This window comes from Streptomyces sp. WP-1 (assembly GCF_030450125.1).
Taxonomy (GTDB): Bacteria; Actinomycetota; Actinomycetes; order Streptomycetales; family Streptomycetaceae; genus Streptomyces; species Streptomyces incarnatus.
In genome coordinates this window covers 1,974,330-1,989,798 of sequence record NZ_CP123923.1, presented here as the reverse complement: position 1 = coordinate 1,989,798, position 15,469 = coordinate 1,974,330, and the positions used below count along the sequence as shown (strand labels likewise).

At 68.5% G+C, this 15,469-nt stretch carries 10 protein-coding genes; 9 read left to right on the top strand and 1 reads right to left on the bottom strand.

Going from position 1 to position 15,469, the window contains the following annotated elements; all coding sequences use genetic code 11:
* Positions 1–86 precede the first annotated feature (86 nt).
* A complete protein-coding gene (locus QHG49_RS08465; protein ID WP_301488284.1) occupies positions 87–3,890 on the bottom strand; it encodes a GH92 family glycosyl hydrolase in 3,804 nt (1,267 codons plus the stop codon).
* Positions 3,891–4,270: 380 nt separating this feature from the next.
* Between QHG49_RS08465 and ngcE the strand changes: the two genes are divergently transcribed.
* The 9 genes from ngcE (at position 4,271) to dxs (ending at position 15,460) form a co-directional block, all read left to right on the top strand.
* Positions 4,271–5,716, top strand: a complete 1,446-nt coding sequence (gene ngcE / locus QHG49_RS08460) for an N-acetylglucosamine/diacetylchitobiose ABC transporter substrate-binding protein (RefSeq protein WP_301488282.1) — start codon at positions 4,271–4,273, stop codon at positions 5,714–5,716.
* Positions 5,717–5,745: 29 nt separating this feature from the next.
* Positions 5,746–6,672 carry a carbohydrate ABC transporter permease gene (locus tag QHG49_RS08455; protein ID WP_145486605.1) on the top strand — a complete coding sequence of 309 codons (927 nt, stop codon included), beginning with the start codon at positions 5,746–5,748 and terminating at the stop codon, positions 6,670–6,672.
* Positions 6,673–6,676: 4 nt separating this feature from the next.
* On the top strand, positions 6,677–7,600 hold the full coding sequence (locus QHG49_RS08450) for a carbohydrate ABC transporter permease (RefSeq protein WP_159705969.1): 924 nt from the start codon (positions 6,677–6,679) through the stop codon (positions 7,598–7,600).
* A 218-nt stretch (positions 7,601–7,818) separates the two neighbouring features.
* Positions 7,819–9,030 (top strand): ROK family transcriptional regulator, encoded by a 1,212-nt coding sequence (locus QHG49_RS08445; protein WP_159705971.1) that lies wholly within the window; start codon positions 7,819–7,821, stop codon positions 9,028–9,030.
* Positions 9,031–9,163: 133 nt separating this feature from the next.
* Positions 9,164–10,267: a sugar ABC transporter substrate-binding protein gene (locus tag QHG49_RS08440; protein WP_201300826.1), complete on the top strand. Its 1,104-nt coding sequence runs from the start codon at positions 9,164–9,166 to the stop codon at positions 10,265–10,267.
* Between the two features lie 194 nt (positions 10,268–10,461).
* Entirely contained in the window at positions 10,462–11,253 is a 792-nt protein-coding gene (locus QHG49_RS08435) for an ATP-binding cassette domain-containing protein (protein WP_167532168.1), read from the top strand.
* Complete coding sequence (locus QHG49_RS08430; RefSeq protein ID WP_145486600.1) at positions 11,250–12,557, top strand: sugar ABC transporter permease; 1,308 nt, start codon at positions 11,250–11,252, stop codon at positions 12,555–12,557. Before QHG49_RS08435 ends, QHG49_RS08430 begins: the two co-directional genes overlap by 4 nt.
* Positions 12,558–12,715: 158 nt before the next feature.
* Positions 12,716–13,297, top strand: a complete 582-nt coding sequence (locus tag QHG49_RS08425; protein WP_145486599.1) for a hypothetical protein — start codon at positions 12,716–12,718, stop codon at positions 13,295–13,297.
* A 234-nt stretch (positions 13,298–13,531) separates the two neighbouring features.
* On the top strand, positions 13,532–15,460 hold the full coding sequence (dxs, locus tag QHG49_RS08420; protein WP_145486598.1) for a 1-deoxy-D-xylulose-5-phosphate synthase: 1,929 nt from the start codon (positions 13,532–13,534) through the stop codon (positions 15,458–15,460).
* Positions 15,461–15,469 lie beyond the last annotated feature (9 nt).

The window sequence follows — 15,469 nt, the reverse complement described above, 5'->3', positions numbered from 1 at the left end:
GACTCTTGGGGTGCCGTCGGCCCGGGTGGACGGCGCGGGGCCCCGGGTGCCGTACCGCACCCGGGGCCCCTGCCTGGCCGCTCACCTCACCCCAGCAGCTCCACCTCCGCCAGCGTCGCCGGACCGTCCAGCACCAGCCGGTACCTGGCGTACGCCCCCGGCGCCGCGATCGTGAACGCCCGGGTCTGCCGGTTCCACGGGAAGGTCTCCCCAAAGCGGTGGTCCAGCGTCCGCCAGGTCGTGCCGTCGGCGGAGCCCTGGAGGGTCCAGCCGGTGGGGGCCTCGGTGTGGTCGGCCGGGGAGGTCAGCGTGTACTGCACCGGCTTCGCGGCGCGGCCCACCGGCAGTTCGACGGTGTCCGCCGTCGCCTCCGTCGCCGAGGTGTTGTCGAACAGAGCGCCTTCGCCGCGCAGCAGGTCCGTCCGGGGCGCGGGCACCTGGTCGTCCTGGGTGATCGACACCGGTCCCGCGTTCTTCCCGGAGCCCCACGCCGAGGGCCGGGGCCCCATGGTGAACGTCAGCTCCCCGCCCTTGGCCAGCAGCGACTGCGGCAGCGAAGTGGACGTCCAGGGAAGGCCGTTGACGGTGACGCTCTGGACGTACACGTTCTTCGCGCTGTTGCCCGCAGCCCTGACCACCAGGTCGCGCCCGTTCTCCAGATGCACGGTGACCTTCTTGAACAGCGGGGACCCGATGGAGTAGTCGCCGCTGCCCATGACCAGCGGGTAGAAGCCGAGCGCGGAGAAGAGGAACCAGCCCGACTGCTCGCCGTTGTCCTCGTCCCCGTGGTAGCCCTGCCCGATCTCGCTGCCGAGATAGAGCCGGGACAGGATCTGCCGCACCGCCGCCTGCGTCTTCCACGGCTGCCCGGCCGCGTCGTACATGTACGAGACGTGGTGCGCGACCTGGTTGGACTGCCCGAGCATGCCCATCCGCACGTCCCGCGCCTCGGTCATCTCATGGATGACCCCGCCGTAGGAGCCGACGAACTCGGGGGACGCGGTCTCCGGGGTAGCGAAGAACTGGTCCAGCTTGTCGGCGAGTTGACCCCGTCCGCCGTACAGATCGGCCAGGCCGCGGGTGTCCTGCGGCACGGAGAAGGCGTAGCCCCAGCCGTTGGTCTCCGTGTAGTCGTAACCCCACACCCGGGGGTCGTAACTCCCGGAATCCAGGCGCCAGTCGCCCTTGGCGTCCTTGCCCTGGAAGAAGCCGGCCTTGGGGTCGAAGAGGTTCACGTAGTCGCGGGCGCGGTTGAGGAAGTAGTCGGACTCCTCCTTGTAGTGCCTCTCGCCCGTCTTCCTGTACAGCGCCGCGCCCATCTCCGCGATGCCGTAGTCGTTGACGTACCCCTCCATCGCCCAGGACAGCCCCTCGGCGGTGTCGGTGCTGGTGTAGCCGAGGAACGGCGAGGTGCTCATGCCCTTGCGGCCCACCCCCGAACTCGGCGGCACCACGGTCGCGTTCTTCAGCGCCGCCTCGTACGCCGCCCTCGCGTCGAACTTCACGCCCTTGACGTAGGCGTCGGCGAACGCCACGTCCGAGGAGGTGCCGGTCATCAGGTCCGCGTAGCCGGGGGAGGACCAGCGCGAGGTCCAGCCGCCGTCCTTGTACTGCTGCACGAATCCGTCGACCATCGCGCCCGCCTGAGAGGGCGTCAGGAACGAGTACGCGGGCCATGTCGTCCGATAGGTGTCCCAGAAGCCGTTGTTGACGTACACCGTGCCGTCCACGATCTTCGCGCCGGTGTGCGTCGGGGTGTCCTGGCTCTGCATCGGGGAGAACGGGGACGCGTACCGGTTCTTCCCGTCCACCTTCTCGTAGCCCGAGTTGGGGTACAGGTACAGCCGGTACATGCTGGAGTACAGCGTGGTCAGCTGGTCCGGCGTGGCGCCCTGGACCTCGACCTTGCCGAACAGCTTGTCCCAGGTGCGCTGCGCCCGCGCCTTCACGGTGCCGAAGGACGTGCCGTCCGGGATCTCCTGGCGCAGATTGTCCTTCGCCTGGTCGACGCTGATCAGGGAGGTCGCCAGGCGCAGGGTGACCGTGCGGTCGGCGCCGGCCGCGAAGCGCAGATAGCCCTTCACCCCGCTCGCCGACCCGTCCGTGACCGGCTTGTCGAACACGCCGTACACGAACAGCCGGGTCGCGCCGGTCGACAGGCCGGACTTGACGTCCGAGTAGCCGGTGACGGTCCCGTGCTCCTTGTCCAGCGTCAGCCCGGCCTGCTCGGTGACGTTGTCGAACAGCACGCCGGCGTCGGAGCCGGGGTAGGTGAAGCGCATCACCGCCGCGTGGTCGGTCGGCGCCATCTCCGCCTTCAGCCCGTTCTCGAACCGTACGCCGTAGTAGTACGGCCGCGCCGTCTCGTTCTCGTGTCGGAACGCCAGCTCCCGCGCCTCCCGGCCGGTGTCCGGGGTCCCGGCGGCGGCCGACGGCATCACCTGGAAGGTCTGCCGGTCGCCCATCCAGGGGCTCGGCTCATGGCTCGCGCTGAACGCCTGGATCGTCGGCAGATTGGCGTCGTTGTTCGCATGCGCGTACTCGTAGAGCCAGCTCAGCGACGACGCGTTGGTCACCGGCGTCCAGAAGTTGAAACCGTGCGGCAGCGCGGTCGCGGGGAAGTTGTTGCCGCGCGAGAAACTGCCGCTGGAGTTGGTGCCGCGCGTGGTCAGCGCGTAGTCGGACAGATGCGCCTTCGGCCGCTCGGGCGCGACCGGCCTCAGCGACACGTCGTCGATCCAGCCGCGGAACTTCGCCGGCCCGGTGGGGGAGTCGTACCCGACGAGGATCCGGTCGACCGTCTTCCCCGCCGCGACCGAGCCGATCCGCGAGACGACGTTGTTCCACTGGTTGACGTACAGCGACTTCGCGTCGCCCTGCCCGCGCGGCGACAGCCCGAACCCGTGCTGGTCCAGCGCGCCCAGGTCGCTGAGGTAGGTGCCGTCGGTGAAGGCCAGGTCGAGCGAGACGTTCGTGGCGTCGTAGTCCCGGTCGCCGTCGGCCATCGAGGGGAAGATCCGGTACGACAACTGCGTGTCGCCCCCGACCTTCACGTTCACGTCGAACACCTTGTTGTAGGAGTACGCGCGCCCGCTCGCCGTGTGCCGCCCCGCGTACCGCAGCGCCCGCGTCCCGGTGAACCCGGCCCGCGCCTTGGCCGTCGGCGAGGCGGTCGGCCCCTTGTCGACCAGCGTCAGCATGTCCTGCGGCACCGGACCACCGCCGCCGCCCGTGGAGAACTGCACATCGGCGAGCTGGAGGATGTCCGGCGCCCCGTTGTTCTTCGTCACCTCAAGCCGGAAGTGCTGGTACTCCGCCGCCTGCTGAAGGTCGTACGACCTGGTCTGGAACCGCTCCGAGAAGGTCTCGCCCGCCCGTGTGTCGAGGGTCTTCCAGTCCTTGCCGTCGGTGGAGCCGAGCAGCGTCCAGTCCCGCGGGTCGCGCTCGGCGCCGTCGTTGGCCGAGGTCAGCGCGTACGTCCGCACCGTGACCGGCTTGTCCAGGTCGAACTCCGCCCAGCCGGTGGGCTGGAAGGTCAGCCACTTGGTGCCGGACTCGCCGTCGGCCAGGTTCTCCTTCACCTCGCCCGCGCCGGCGTTCTCGCCGCTCGCCCGGACCTCGGTGACATGGTCGTTCACATTGCCCGGTATGCCGGTGCTGTAGCCGCCGTCCACGCCCGAGGCGCGCGGGGAGCCGTCCGCGCCGGTGTCGACCGTGCTCAGCCAGTCCGGGGCGGGATCACCCGCCTCGAACGAGGACGCGAACTCCCGGTCGGTCACCGGCGCCTTGGCGGGCAGCGCCACCGCGGCGCCCTGCGCGCTCACGGCCATGACGAAGGCGGCCGTGAGCACGGCCGCCGGGCCCCATCTGTGCCGAGTTCTCCGCTGCATGTACGGATTTCCTCCCCGCGCCCTTGTGGACAACGTTGTCATAGGCGGTACACAGGAACCAAGTAGGTGGTCAAGTGGTGGATGATGTCAAGGGTGTTGGGCGTGTCATTCCGGGGTTGATGTCGCGCGGATTTCCCAGAGGCCGCGCACAGCCCGTTCCCATGTCCGCGAGGTCTCAACTCGGAAAAGACCCGCCGCCTACCCTGTATTCGATCTTGCTCCGCTGGCGGGAAGTGGACTATACCTGTCGGCGCCCGGTACAAGAGCAATCCCGGCAGTTCATGCACGAAGCACTTCCTGCACCACCAGCTCGACCCGACCGCGGTGCCGGGCAGGATCCGGTTCACCGCCTGAGTCCTGGAGAAGGCGAGGACTTGAGCATGGGATCCACTGCGCACCACGACCGTGAGGGTGTCGGCCGCCGAGAACTGATCAGGCGGTCCGCCGCGCTCGGCCTGGTCGCCGTTCCGGGGATGAGCCTGCTGTCCGCCTGCGCGAGCAGCGGCGGCGACGGCCAGACCAAGGCGAAGGCCGGAAAGAAGACCGCCAAGAACCCGCTCGGCGTGAACGGCACCGCCAAACTGGAGTTCGTCCTCTTCGACGGCGGCTTCGGCAAGGAGTACGCGCAGGACGCGGTCAAGATCTACCAGAAGGACTTCCCCAAGGCCCAGGTGAAGTTCTCCGCCACCCAGAAGATCCAGTCCACGCTCCAGCCCCGCTTCAACCAGGGCAACCCGCCGGACCTCATCGACAACTCCGGCGCCGAGCAGATGGACATGGGCGTCCTGGTCGGCAAGGACCAGCTGGCCGACCTCACCCCGCTGCTCGACGCGCCGTCGTACGACGACCCGGGCAAGAAGGTCCGCGACACGCTGCGCCCCGGCATCGTGGAGATGGGCCAGTTCGACGGCAACCCGGTGTGGATCATGTACTACGCGTACACGGTCTACGGCGTCTGGTACTCGCAGAAGGCGCTCGACTCGCTGGACGCCGAGTACCCGAAGACCTGGGACGAGATGCTCCAGGTGTGCGCCAAGGCCAAGAAGAAGGGCATGGCGGGCTGGACGTACGCGGGCAAGTACCCGTACTACATCCCCTTCTCGCTCTACCCGATGATCGGCAAGGTCGGTGGCGTCGAGGTCCTGAACGCCATCGACAACCTGGAGCCGAACGCCTGGAAGCACCCGGCCGTCAAGGCATGTTTCGAGGCGTACTACGAGCTGTTCAAGAAGGGCTACATCCTCAAGGGCACCCCGGGTCTCGACCACATCCAGTCGCAGACGGCGTGGGCCAAGGGCGAGGCCCTGTTCATCCCGAACGGCTCCTGGGTGGAGAACGAGTCGGCGAACGTCATCCCCAAGGACTTCGACCTCGCGGTCTCGGCGCCCTCCGGCATCGACAGCGGCGACAAGATGCCCTTCGGCACCATCTGGGCCTCCGGCGGCGAGCCGTTCATCGTGCCCTCCAAGGCGGCGAACCCCGAGGGCGGCATGGAGCAGCTGCGCATCATGCTCTCCGAGGCGTCCTCGAAGAACTTCACCTCCAAGGTGAAGTCGCTCTCCGCCTACAACGGCGGCACCGACGGCATCGAGCTGACCCCGGGCCTGAAGTCCGGCGTGGCCGCGCTCAAACTGGCCGGCAGCAACGTGGTGAACCCTCGCCTCCAGGACTGGTACGTCCAGTTGCAGAAGGAGAAGATCGGCGTGGGCGCCCTCGGCGAGATGATGGCCGGCCGGCTCACCCCGGCGGAGGCCATAAAGAAGATCCAGGGCTACGCCGACGAGGCGGCCAAGGACACCACCATCAAGCACTACAAGCACCAGTAACCAGCACCCCCGAGCGCACCGGAGTAACGATGCAGCACGGCAAGTACCGGTTCATCGTGGGGTTTTTGGTACTGCCCCTGGGACTGTACGCGCTGTTCGTGGTGTGGCCCTTCATCCAGTCCATCTACTACTCGTTCACGGACTGGACGGGCCTGAGCCCCGAATTCAAGATGGTCGGCTTCGACAATTACAAGAGGATGTTGCACGACGACGTCTTCTGGAAGTCGTTGCAGCACAGCCTGCTCTTCGCTCTGGTGCTGCCGGTCGTGACGATCAGTCTGGCGCTTTTCTTCGCTTTCATGATCAATGTGGGCGGACGACGCAGAAGGGGCGGCCCCGCGATCACGGGTGTGCGGGGCTCCTCCTTCTACAAGATCGTTTATTTCTTTCCGCAGGTCCTGTCCATCGCGATCGTCGCGCTCCTCTTCCAGTTCGCCTACAACCCGGACAGCGGAGCGATCAATTCGCTCCTGCGCGGGATCGGACTCGGGCATGTGCAGCCGCTGTGGCTGGGTGATCCGGGCCTCGCCCTGTGGTGCGTGATGGCGGTGCTGGTCTGGTCCACCACCGGCTTCTTCGTGGTCCTGTTCTCCGCGGGCATGGCCTCGATCCCGGCCGAGCTGTACGAGGCCGCCCTGATCGACGGCGCGGGCCGCGCCACCACCTTCTTCCGCATCACCCTGCCCCTGCTGTGGGACACCGTGCAGTCCGGCTGGGTCTACATGGGCATCCTCGCGCTGGGCGCCGAGTCGTTCGCGGTCGTACAGATCATGACGACCGGACCGGGCGGGCCCGACTACTCGACCACCGTGCTGGTCCTGTACGTGTACCAGAAGGCGTTCCGGGACGGTCAGGCCGCCTACGCCACCACCATCGGCGTCGCCCTGCTGGTCGTCACGCTCGCCTTCGCGGCGATCGTGATGCGGCTGGGCCGTCGCGAGCGGCTGGAGTTCTGAAGCGATGAAGACGACCGAGACCCCCGCCCCGCCGCCGGCCGAGCCCGGTGCGAGCGTCTCCGAGGTGGACGCGCCGGTTTCGAAGCCCGGCCGCCGTAAGAAGGAGGGCGGCGTCCTCAACGTCTTCTCCCACGGCGTGCTGGTCATCTGGGCGATCATGGTGGTCACGCCGCTGCTGTGGGCGGTGATGACGTCCTTCAAGGACGACGGCTCCATCTTCGGCTCGCCCTGGGCGCTGCCGGACCGGCTGCACTTCGGGAACTGGGCGCGCGCCTGGACCGAGGCCAACATGAGCGGCTACTTCCTCAACACCGTCCTGGTGGTGGGCGGTTCACTCGTCGGCACCCTGGTGCTCGGCTCGATGGCCGCCTATGTGCTCGCCCGGTTCGACTTCCCGGGCAACCGCTTCATCTACTACCTGTTCATCGGCGGCATGAGCTTCCCGATCATGCTGGCGCTGGTCCCGCTGTTCTACGTCGTGAACAACATGGGCCTGCTGAACACCATCCACGGGCTGATCCTGGTCTACATCGCGTACTCGCTGCCGTTCACCGTCTTCTTCCTCACGGCGTTCTTCCGCACCCTGCCGACCTCGGTGGCGGAGGCGGCGTTCGTGGACGGTGCTTCGCACACGCGTACGTTCTTCCAGATCATGCTGCCCATGGCCAAGCCCGGTCTGATCAGCGTGGGCATCTTCAACTTCCTGGGCCAGTGGAACCAGTACATGCTGCCCACGGTCCTCAACACCGACCCCGACAAGAAGGTCCTCACCCAGGGACTGGTCCAGCTCGCGGTCAGCCAGGGCTACAAGGGCGACTGGTCGGGCCTGTTCGCGGGCCTGGTGATGGCCATGCTGCCGGTGCTCGGCGCGTACATCATCTTCCAGCGCCAGGTGGTGCAGGGGCTCACCGCGGGGGCGCTCAAGTAGCACCCCCTCCGAGCGGGATCGCTCTCCGTAGTCGTTCGCTCTCCGTAGTCGTACCCGCGCACGCCGTTCCGGACCTCCGGGCGGCGTGCGCCGCTGTGGCGTACCCCTGATCCGGCTCAACCTCTTGACGTGAGTCACCCCGAACGGCTCAGCTTAGAGTTCACTAGTTGGACATACACGGGGCCTCGCCGAAGCGGCCCCGCGCTCAGGAGGTCGTCGTGGAGACTCCAGGGTCGCAGTCGTCACTGCACCGAGCCAACCTGGAGCGGGTGGTACGGGCCGTCCGGCTTGCCGGTTCGCTCACGCAGGCGGAGATCGCGCGGACGACCGGCCTGTCCGCCGCCACGGTCTCCAACATCGTGCGGGAGCTGAAGGACGGCGGGACGGTCGAGGTCACGCCCACCTCGGCGGGCGGGCGCCGGGCCCGCAGCGTCAGCCTCAGCGGCGACGCGGGCATCGTGATCGGCGTGGACTTCGGGCACCAGCACCTGCGGGTCGCGGTCGGCAACCTCGCCCACCAGGTGCTCGCCGAGGAGGCCGAGCCGCTGGACGTGGACGCCTCCGCCGCCCAGGGCTTCGACCGGGCCGAGGAACTGGTCAGCAGGCTGATCGTGGCCACCGGCGTGGACCGCTCCAAGGTCGCGGGCGTCGGCCTCGGCGTGCCGGGCCCCATCGACCTGGAGTCGGGCACCCTCGGACACAGCGCCATCCTCCCCGGCTGGGGCGGCACCAAGCCCGCCGAGGAACTGGAACAACGCCTCGGCGTGCCCGTCCACGTGGACAACGACGCGAACCTCGGCGCCCTCGGCGAGCTGGTCTGGGGCAGCGGCAAGGGGGTGCGCGACCTCGCCTACATCAAGGTCGCCAGCGGCGTCGGCGCCGGCCTGGTCATCGACGGCACGATCTACCGCGGGCCGGGCGGCACCGCGGGCGAGATCGGGCACATCACCCTGGACGAGTCGGGCCCGGTCTGCCGCTGCGGCAACCGCGGCTGCCTGGAGACCTTCGCGGCGGCCCGCTACGTCCTGCCGCTGCTCCAGCCGAGCCACGGCTCCGATCTGACCATGGAGGGCGTCGTACGGCTCGCCAGGGAGGGTGACCCCGGCTGCCGCCGGGTGGTCGCCGACGTCGGCCGCCACATCGGCAGCGGAGTGGCCAACCTCTGCAATCTCCTCAACCCCAGCAGGGTGCTGCTCGGCGGCGATCTCGCGGAGGCCGGCGAGCTGGTCCTCGGCCCCATCCGGGAGTCCGTCAGCCGCTACGCGATCCCCAGCGCCGCCCGCCAACTCACCGTGCTCCCCGGGGCACTTGGGGGCCGCGCCGAGGTCCTCGGCGCGCTCGCCCTGGCCCTGAGCGAGATGGGCGATTCGGCCCTTCTGGACGGATCCGCCACCGGCGCTCCGGCCGTGTCCGCCCCTGCCTTCACTTAGAGAAGGAATGGCACCGTTGCCATCTCGTTAAGGATTTACTTCTTGACGTCGCACGTGTGGCCGAGTTGACTTCCAGCCACCTCGGCCGCAACGACGCGGCCTCGTCAGGGAGGTTTGAGAAGTGAACACGCGTATGCGTCGTGCGGCCTTCGCCGTGGCCGCTGGTGCCATGGCCGTCTCGCTTGCCGCCTGTGGCAGTGCCAAGGAGTCGAAGGGCGACAGCTCTTCCTCCTCGTCCTCCGCGAAGAAGGGCGACAACATCAAGGTCGGCCTCCTGCTCCCGGAGAACAAGACCGCCCGTTACGAAAAGTTCGACCGCCCGCTGATCGAGAAGAAGATCAAGGAGCTGACGAACGGCAAGGCGACGATCGACTACAACAACGCCCGTCAGGACGCGAACCTGCAGGCCCAGCAGGTCGACACCATGATCACCAACAAGGTGGACGTCCTGATCGTGGACGCGGTCGACGCCAAGGCCATCCAGAACTCCGTGCAGAAGGCCGTGGACGCCGGCATCAAGGTCGTCGCCTACGACCGCCTCGCCGAGGGCCCGATCAGCGCCTACACCTCCTTCGACAACGAGAAGGTCGGCGAGACCCAGGGCCAGGCCCTGCTGACGGCGCTGGGCAGCAAGGCCACCAAGTCCTCCAAGATCGTCATGATCAACGGCTCGGTCACCGACCCGAACGCCGCCCAGTTCAAGGCGGGCGCCCACAAGGTCCTCAACGGCAAGGTGACGATCGCCAAGGAGTACGACACCAAGGAGTGGTCGCCGGACAACGCCAACTCCGAGATGGAGGCGGCGATCTCCGCGGTCGGCAAGGACAAGATCGCGGGCGTCTACTCCGCCAACGACGGCATGGCCGGCGGTATCATCACCGCCCTCGACGCGGCCGGCCTCAAGGTCCCGGTCACGGGCCAGGACGCCGAGCTTGCCGGTGTGCAGCGCATCGTCGCCGGTTCGCAGTACATGAGCGTCTACAAGCCGTACGCTCCCGAGGCCGACGCCGCCGCCGAGATGGCCGTCGCCCTCGCCCAGGGCAAGTCGCTGGACTCCGTCGCCAAGGACAAGGTCTCCAGCTCCTCCCAGAAGGACGTCCCGTCGGTCCTCGTCCCGGTCACCGCGCTGACCAAGGACAACGTCAAGGACACCGTCATCAAGGACGGCGTCTACACGGTCGCCGACATCTGCACCTCGCAGTACAAGTCCGCCTGCGACAAGCTCGGCCTGAAGTAAGCCGTGGCAACCCGCCCTCTTTCCCGGGGAGTTCACCCCCGTACCCCCCGGGGAGCCCCCTCGTGAGGGGAGAGGGCGCCCCACTGTCCTCCGGCGCTCCGCGACACATACAGCCCCGCAAGCTCGGCGCGGGGCGCCGGACGGAACCCCCCAAACTTCTGCACAACCTCCCGCCGGGTCAGGCGGCGAAGGAGATGGTTCACGTGTCCGCTACGCCCGTGCTGGCGTTGCGCGGGGTCTCCAAGCGGTTCGGTGCCGTCCAGGCGCTCACCGACGTAGAGCTTGAGGTCCACGCCGGTGAGGTGGTCGCCCTGGTGGGCGACAACGGTGCCGGAAAGTCCACGCTGGTCAAGACGATCGCCGGTGTGCACCCGATCGACGAGGGTGTCATCGAGTGGGACGGCAAGCCCGTCTCCATCGGCCGGCCCCAAGACGCCCAGGCACTGGGCATCGCGACGGTCTACCAGGACCTCGCGCTGTGCGACAACATCGATGTCGTCGGCAACCTGTTCCTCGGCCGCGAGCTGCGGAAGTGGGGCGTGCTGGACGAGGTCGAGATGGAGCGCCGCTCCCGCGAGCTGCTCACCACGCTGTCGATCCGCATCCCCAGCGTCCGCATCCCGATCGCCTCCCTCTCCGGCGGTCAGCGCCAGGTGGTGGCCATCGCCCGCTCCATGCTCGGCGAGCCCAAGCTGGTCATCCTGGACGAGCCCACCGCGGCCCTCGGCGTCGAACAGACCGCCCAGGTCCTCGACCTGGTGGAACGGCTGCGCGAGCGCGGCCACGCCGTCGTCCTCATCAGCCACAACATGGCGGACGTGAAGGCGGTGGCCGACAAGGTCGCCGTGCTGCGCCTCGGCCGCAACAACGGCGTGTTCGACGTCGCCTCGACCTCTCAGGAAGAGATCATCTCCGCCATCACCGGCGCCACCGAAAACGCCGTGACCCGCCGTGCGGCGCGTACCACCAAGGAGGTCCAGAAGTGAGCCTGGACAAGACCTCCACGCCTCCCGAGGACTCCACTCCCAAGGACGCCGTAGTGGAGAACCCCGAGGCGGCGTCCGCCGCGGTCACCGCGGTCGACCCCCGCCTCCTCGTCCGCGAACAGGGCCTGATGGGCTACTGGAGCGAGTTCAAGCGCAAGATGAAGGCCGGCGAGCTGGGCTCCATGCCCGTCGTCGTGGGCCTCGTGATCATCTGCGTGATCTTCCAGGTACTGAACTCCAACTTCCTGTCCGCGCAGAACATCAACGACATCACGATCACGATGGTCGGCACCGGGATGATCTCGGTCGGCATCGTCTTCGTGCTGCTGCTCGGCGAGATCGACCTGTCCGTCGGCTCGGTCAGCGGCGCGGCCAGCGCCCTCGCGGCCGTCCTCGCGGTCAACCAGGGCTGGCCGGAGTGGGCGGCCGTGCTGCTCGCCATCGCCTCCGGCGCCGCCATCGGCGCGCTGCACGGCTTCTTCTTCGCGGTGCTCGGCGCGCCCGCCTTCGCCGTCACCCTGGCCGGTCTGCTGTTCTGGCTCGGCTTCATGCTGAAGGTGCTGGGCGCGGACGGCACGATCAACCTCGACTCGGACGGTCTGGTCGGCAAGCTCACCACGTACTACTTCTCGGACGTGGCCGCCGCCTACGGGCTCGCCGTGGTCGTGGTCGCGGTGTTCTTCCTCACCTCGTTCCTCGCCAACCGGCGCCGGGAGGCCGCGGGCGTCCCGTCCCGGCCGCTCAGCGACACGGTCCTGCGGACCGTGCTGCTGGCCGTGATCTCGTTCGCCGCGGCGTACATGTACAACCAGTACAAGGGCCTGCCGCTGGCCACCGTGATCTTCCTGGTGTTCCTGATCGGCTCGGACTTCGTGCTGCGCCGCACCCCGTACGGCCGCAGGATCTTCGCGCTCGGCGGCAGCGTCGAGGCGTCCCGGCGCGCCGGTATCAACGTGACGGCGGTCCGCATCTCCGTCTTCGCGATCTCCGGTGGCTTCGCGGCGATCGGCGGCCTGTTCCTGGCCTCCAAGATCGCCTCGGCGAACCAGAGCGCCGGCACCGGCGACCTGCTCATGAACGCGATCGCCGCCGCCGTCATCGGCGGCACGTCCCTGTTCGGCGGCCGGGGCCGCACCTGGAACGCCCTGCTGGGTGTCCTGGTGATCGTCTCGATCCAGTACGGACTCCAGCTGGAGTCCATCGCCGAGCCGGTGAAGTACATGATCACCGCGGCCGTTCTGCTCACGACCGTCGTGATCGACTCGATCACCCGCAAGACGCAGAAGACGGCGGGCCGCGCCTGACCGTAAGCGACGAGCAGCCCCCGTGCCCTCACGGCCACGGGGGCTGCCCGTTTGCCGCCCGGAACCGAATTGACGCCCTATCGGTCCCATGGCGATACTTCCCGAACTTCATGATCATCTGTGGGTGTTCCCAGCCCACACATCACGGGAGGGAAGACATGAAGAAAATGCTGGCCGCCCTTGTGTCGGCGGTCTTCTTCGCGACCACGTTCCTGGCGACACCCGCGCTGGCGGCCCCGGCGGCGGCCCCGCAGGCGCGTGCCTCGGCGCAGGCCACCGACCGTGTCCTGTACGACGTCGACTTCTTCGTCGGCGAGCGGGTGGGCGCGAAGGACGTGCGGAAGCTGAAGCTCAAGCCGAAGAAGGCGTGGGACGAACTGCACCGCTGCTTCAACTGCAGCTTCCCGGTGGACGGCGCGCCGAAGAAGTTCCCCTCGGAGAACCAGTACATCAAGCTCAAGGCCTGCGGCATCGGCCACTACGCGTGCAAGAACGCCCCGGTCCGCTACCACAAGAGCAACAGCTACCCCTACACCTGGTTCTTCCTCGCGCAGAAGGGGCACTTCGACGGCAAGGACTCGATGGTCCGCTTCCGCTTCTACGACGACAAGCAGGGCTTCCTGCACCTGAAGGTCTACGCGACCGTCACCCACCCCACCGTCCCGGACTCGGTCAACAAGGAGTTCGCCACCATGAAGTGGCGGGCCTTCGCCCACATCCTGGGCATGCACCTGGAGTAGGGGGGACCGCCGCGGAGCCGGATCGCACGGGCTCCGCGGCCGCCCGCGTGAACCCCGGCCGCCCGGCAGCCGATCCGCGACGCATGAGGTCGGTCACACGACTGTCCGGGCACCTGCCGAGATCGCCCGATCGAGTGATGCCGCTCGGCGACCTGGAGCACCACGCGCCACACCGGAAAGTTAGACTCTGGCGAGCCCGGCAAGCTCGATCAGCTCTATTGCAAGGAGGCACGGGTGCCGCTGCTGACCCGCATCACGGGACCGCGCGATCTGGACCGGCTCAGCCTGGAGGAGCTGGACCAGCTGGCAGGGGAGATCAGGACCTTCCTCGTGGAGGAGGTCTCCAAGACCGGCGGACACCTCGGCCCCAACCTCGGCGTGGTCGAGCTCACCATCGCCCTGCACCGGGTGTTCGAGTCCCCCAAGGACAAGGTGCTCTTCGACACCGGCCACCAGTCCTATGTGCACAAGCTCCTCACCGGCCGGCAGGACTTCTCCCGGCTGAAGATGAAGGGCGGCCTCTCCGGCTACCCCGCACAGGCCGAGTCCGCGCACGACGTCATCGAGAACAGCCACGCCTCCACGGTGCTCGGCTGGGCCGACGGCATCGCCAAGGCCAACCAGCTCATGAAGCGCGACAGCCACGTCGCCGCCGTCATCGGTGACGGCGCGCTGACCGGCGGCATGGCCTGGGAGGCGCTCAACAACATCGCCGCCGCCAAGGACCGCCCCCTCGTCATCGTCGTCAACGACAACGAGCGGTCGTACGCCCCCACCATCGGCGGCCTCGCCAACCACCTGGCCACCCTGCGCACCACCGACGGCTACGAGCGCTTCCTCGCCCGCACCCGCGAGGTGCTGGAGAAGACCCCCGTCGTCGGCCGCCAGCTGTACGAGACCCTGCACGGCGCCAAGAAGGGCCTGAAGGACTTCATCGCCCCGCAGGGCATGTTCGAGGATCTGGGCCTGAAGTACGTCGGCCCGATCGACGGCCACGACATCGAGGCGCTGGAGTCGGCGCTGGCCCGCGCCAAGCGCTTCGGCGGCCCGGTCATCGTGCACTGCCTCACCGAGAAGGGCCGCGGCTACCAGCCCGCCCTCCAGGACGAGGCCGACCGCTTCCACGCCGTCGGCAAGATCCACCCGGACACCGGCCTGCCGATCGCCGCCTCCGGCGCCGACTGGACCTCCGTGTTCGGCGAGGAGATGGTCAGGCTCGGCGAGGAGCGCGAGGACCTCGTCGCCATCACCGCCGCCATGCTCCAGCCGGTGGGCCTCGACAAGTTCGCGAAACGCTTCCCCGAACGGGTGTACGACGTCGGGATCGCGGAGCAGCACGGCGCCGTCTCCGCCGCGGGCCTCGCCCACGCGGGCGTCCACCCCGTCTTCGCCGTCTACGCCACCTTCCTCAACCGCGCCTTCGACCAGGTCCTGATGGATGTGGCGCTGCACAAGTGCGGCGTCACCTTCGTGCTCGACCGGGCCGGCGTCACCGGCACCGACGGCGCCTCCCACAACGGCATGTGGGACATGTCGATCCTCCAGGTCGTCCCGGGCCTGCGGATGGCCGCGCCGCGCGACGCCGACCAGGTGCGGGCCCAGCTGCGCGAGGCCGTCGCCGTGGAGGACGCGCCGACCGTGGTGCGCTTCTCCAAGGGCGCGGTCGGCCCCGCCGTCCCCGCCGTCGGCCGGGTCGGCGGCATGGACGTCCTGCGCGAGGCGGGCACCGAACGCCCCGACGTCCTCCTGGTCTCCGTCGGCGCCCTGGCCCCGATGTGCCTGGAGATCGCCGGCCTGCTCGACAAGCAGGGCATCTCCACCACCGTGGTCGACCCGCGCTGGGTCAAGCCCGTGGACGAGGCGATGGCCCCGCTGGCCGAACGGCACCGGGTCGTCGTCACCGTCGAGGACAACAGCCGGGTCGGCGGCGTCGGCTCCACCATCGCGCAGGCGCTGCGCGACGCGGGCGTCGACGTGCCGCTGCGCGACTTCGGCATCCCGCCGCGCTTCCTCGACCACGCCTCGCGCGCCGAGGTGCTCACCGAGATCGGGCTCACCGCGCCCGACATCGCCCGCCAGGTGACCGGACTGGTCGCCAAGCTGGACGGCCGGTTCGACCGTACGGCGGACCCGGTGGACTCCGTGGAAACCGCGCGCGACTAGGACCAGCGC

Coding starts and splice junctions, on each gene's coding strand:
- QHG49_RS08465 (WP_301488284.1), bottom strand. CDS start 3,890: ATGCAGCGGAGAACTCGGCACAGATGGGGCCCGGCGGCCGTGCTCACG.
- ngcE (WP_301488282.1), top strand. CDS start 4,271: ATGGGATCCACTGCGCACCACGACCGTGAGGGTGTCGGCCGCCGAGAA.
- QHG49_RS08455 (WP_145486605.1), top strand. CDS start 5,746: ATGCAGCACGGCAAGTACCGGTTCATCGTGGGGTTTTTGGTACTGCCC.
- QHG49_RS08450 (WP_159705969.1), top strand. CDS start 6,677: ATGAAGACGACCGAGACCCCCGCCCCGCCGCCGGCCGAGCCCGGTGCG.
- QHG49_RS08440 (WP_201300826.1), top strand. CDS start 9,164: ATGCGTCGTGCGGCCTTCGCCGTGGCCGCTGGTGCCATGGCCGTCTCG.
- QHG49_RS08435 (WP_167532168.1), top strand. CDS start 10,462: ATGGTTCACGTGTCCGCTACGCCCGTGCTGGCGTTGCGCGGGGTCTCC.
- QHG49_RS08425 (WP_145486599.1), top strand. CDS start 12,716: ATGAAGAAAATGCTGGCCGCCCTTGTGTCGGCGGTCTTCTTCGCGACC.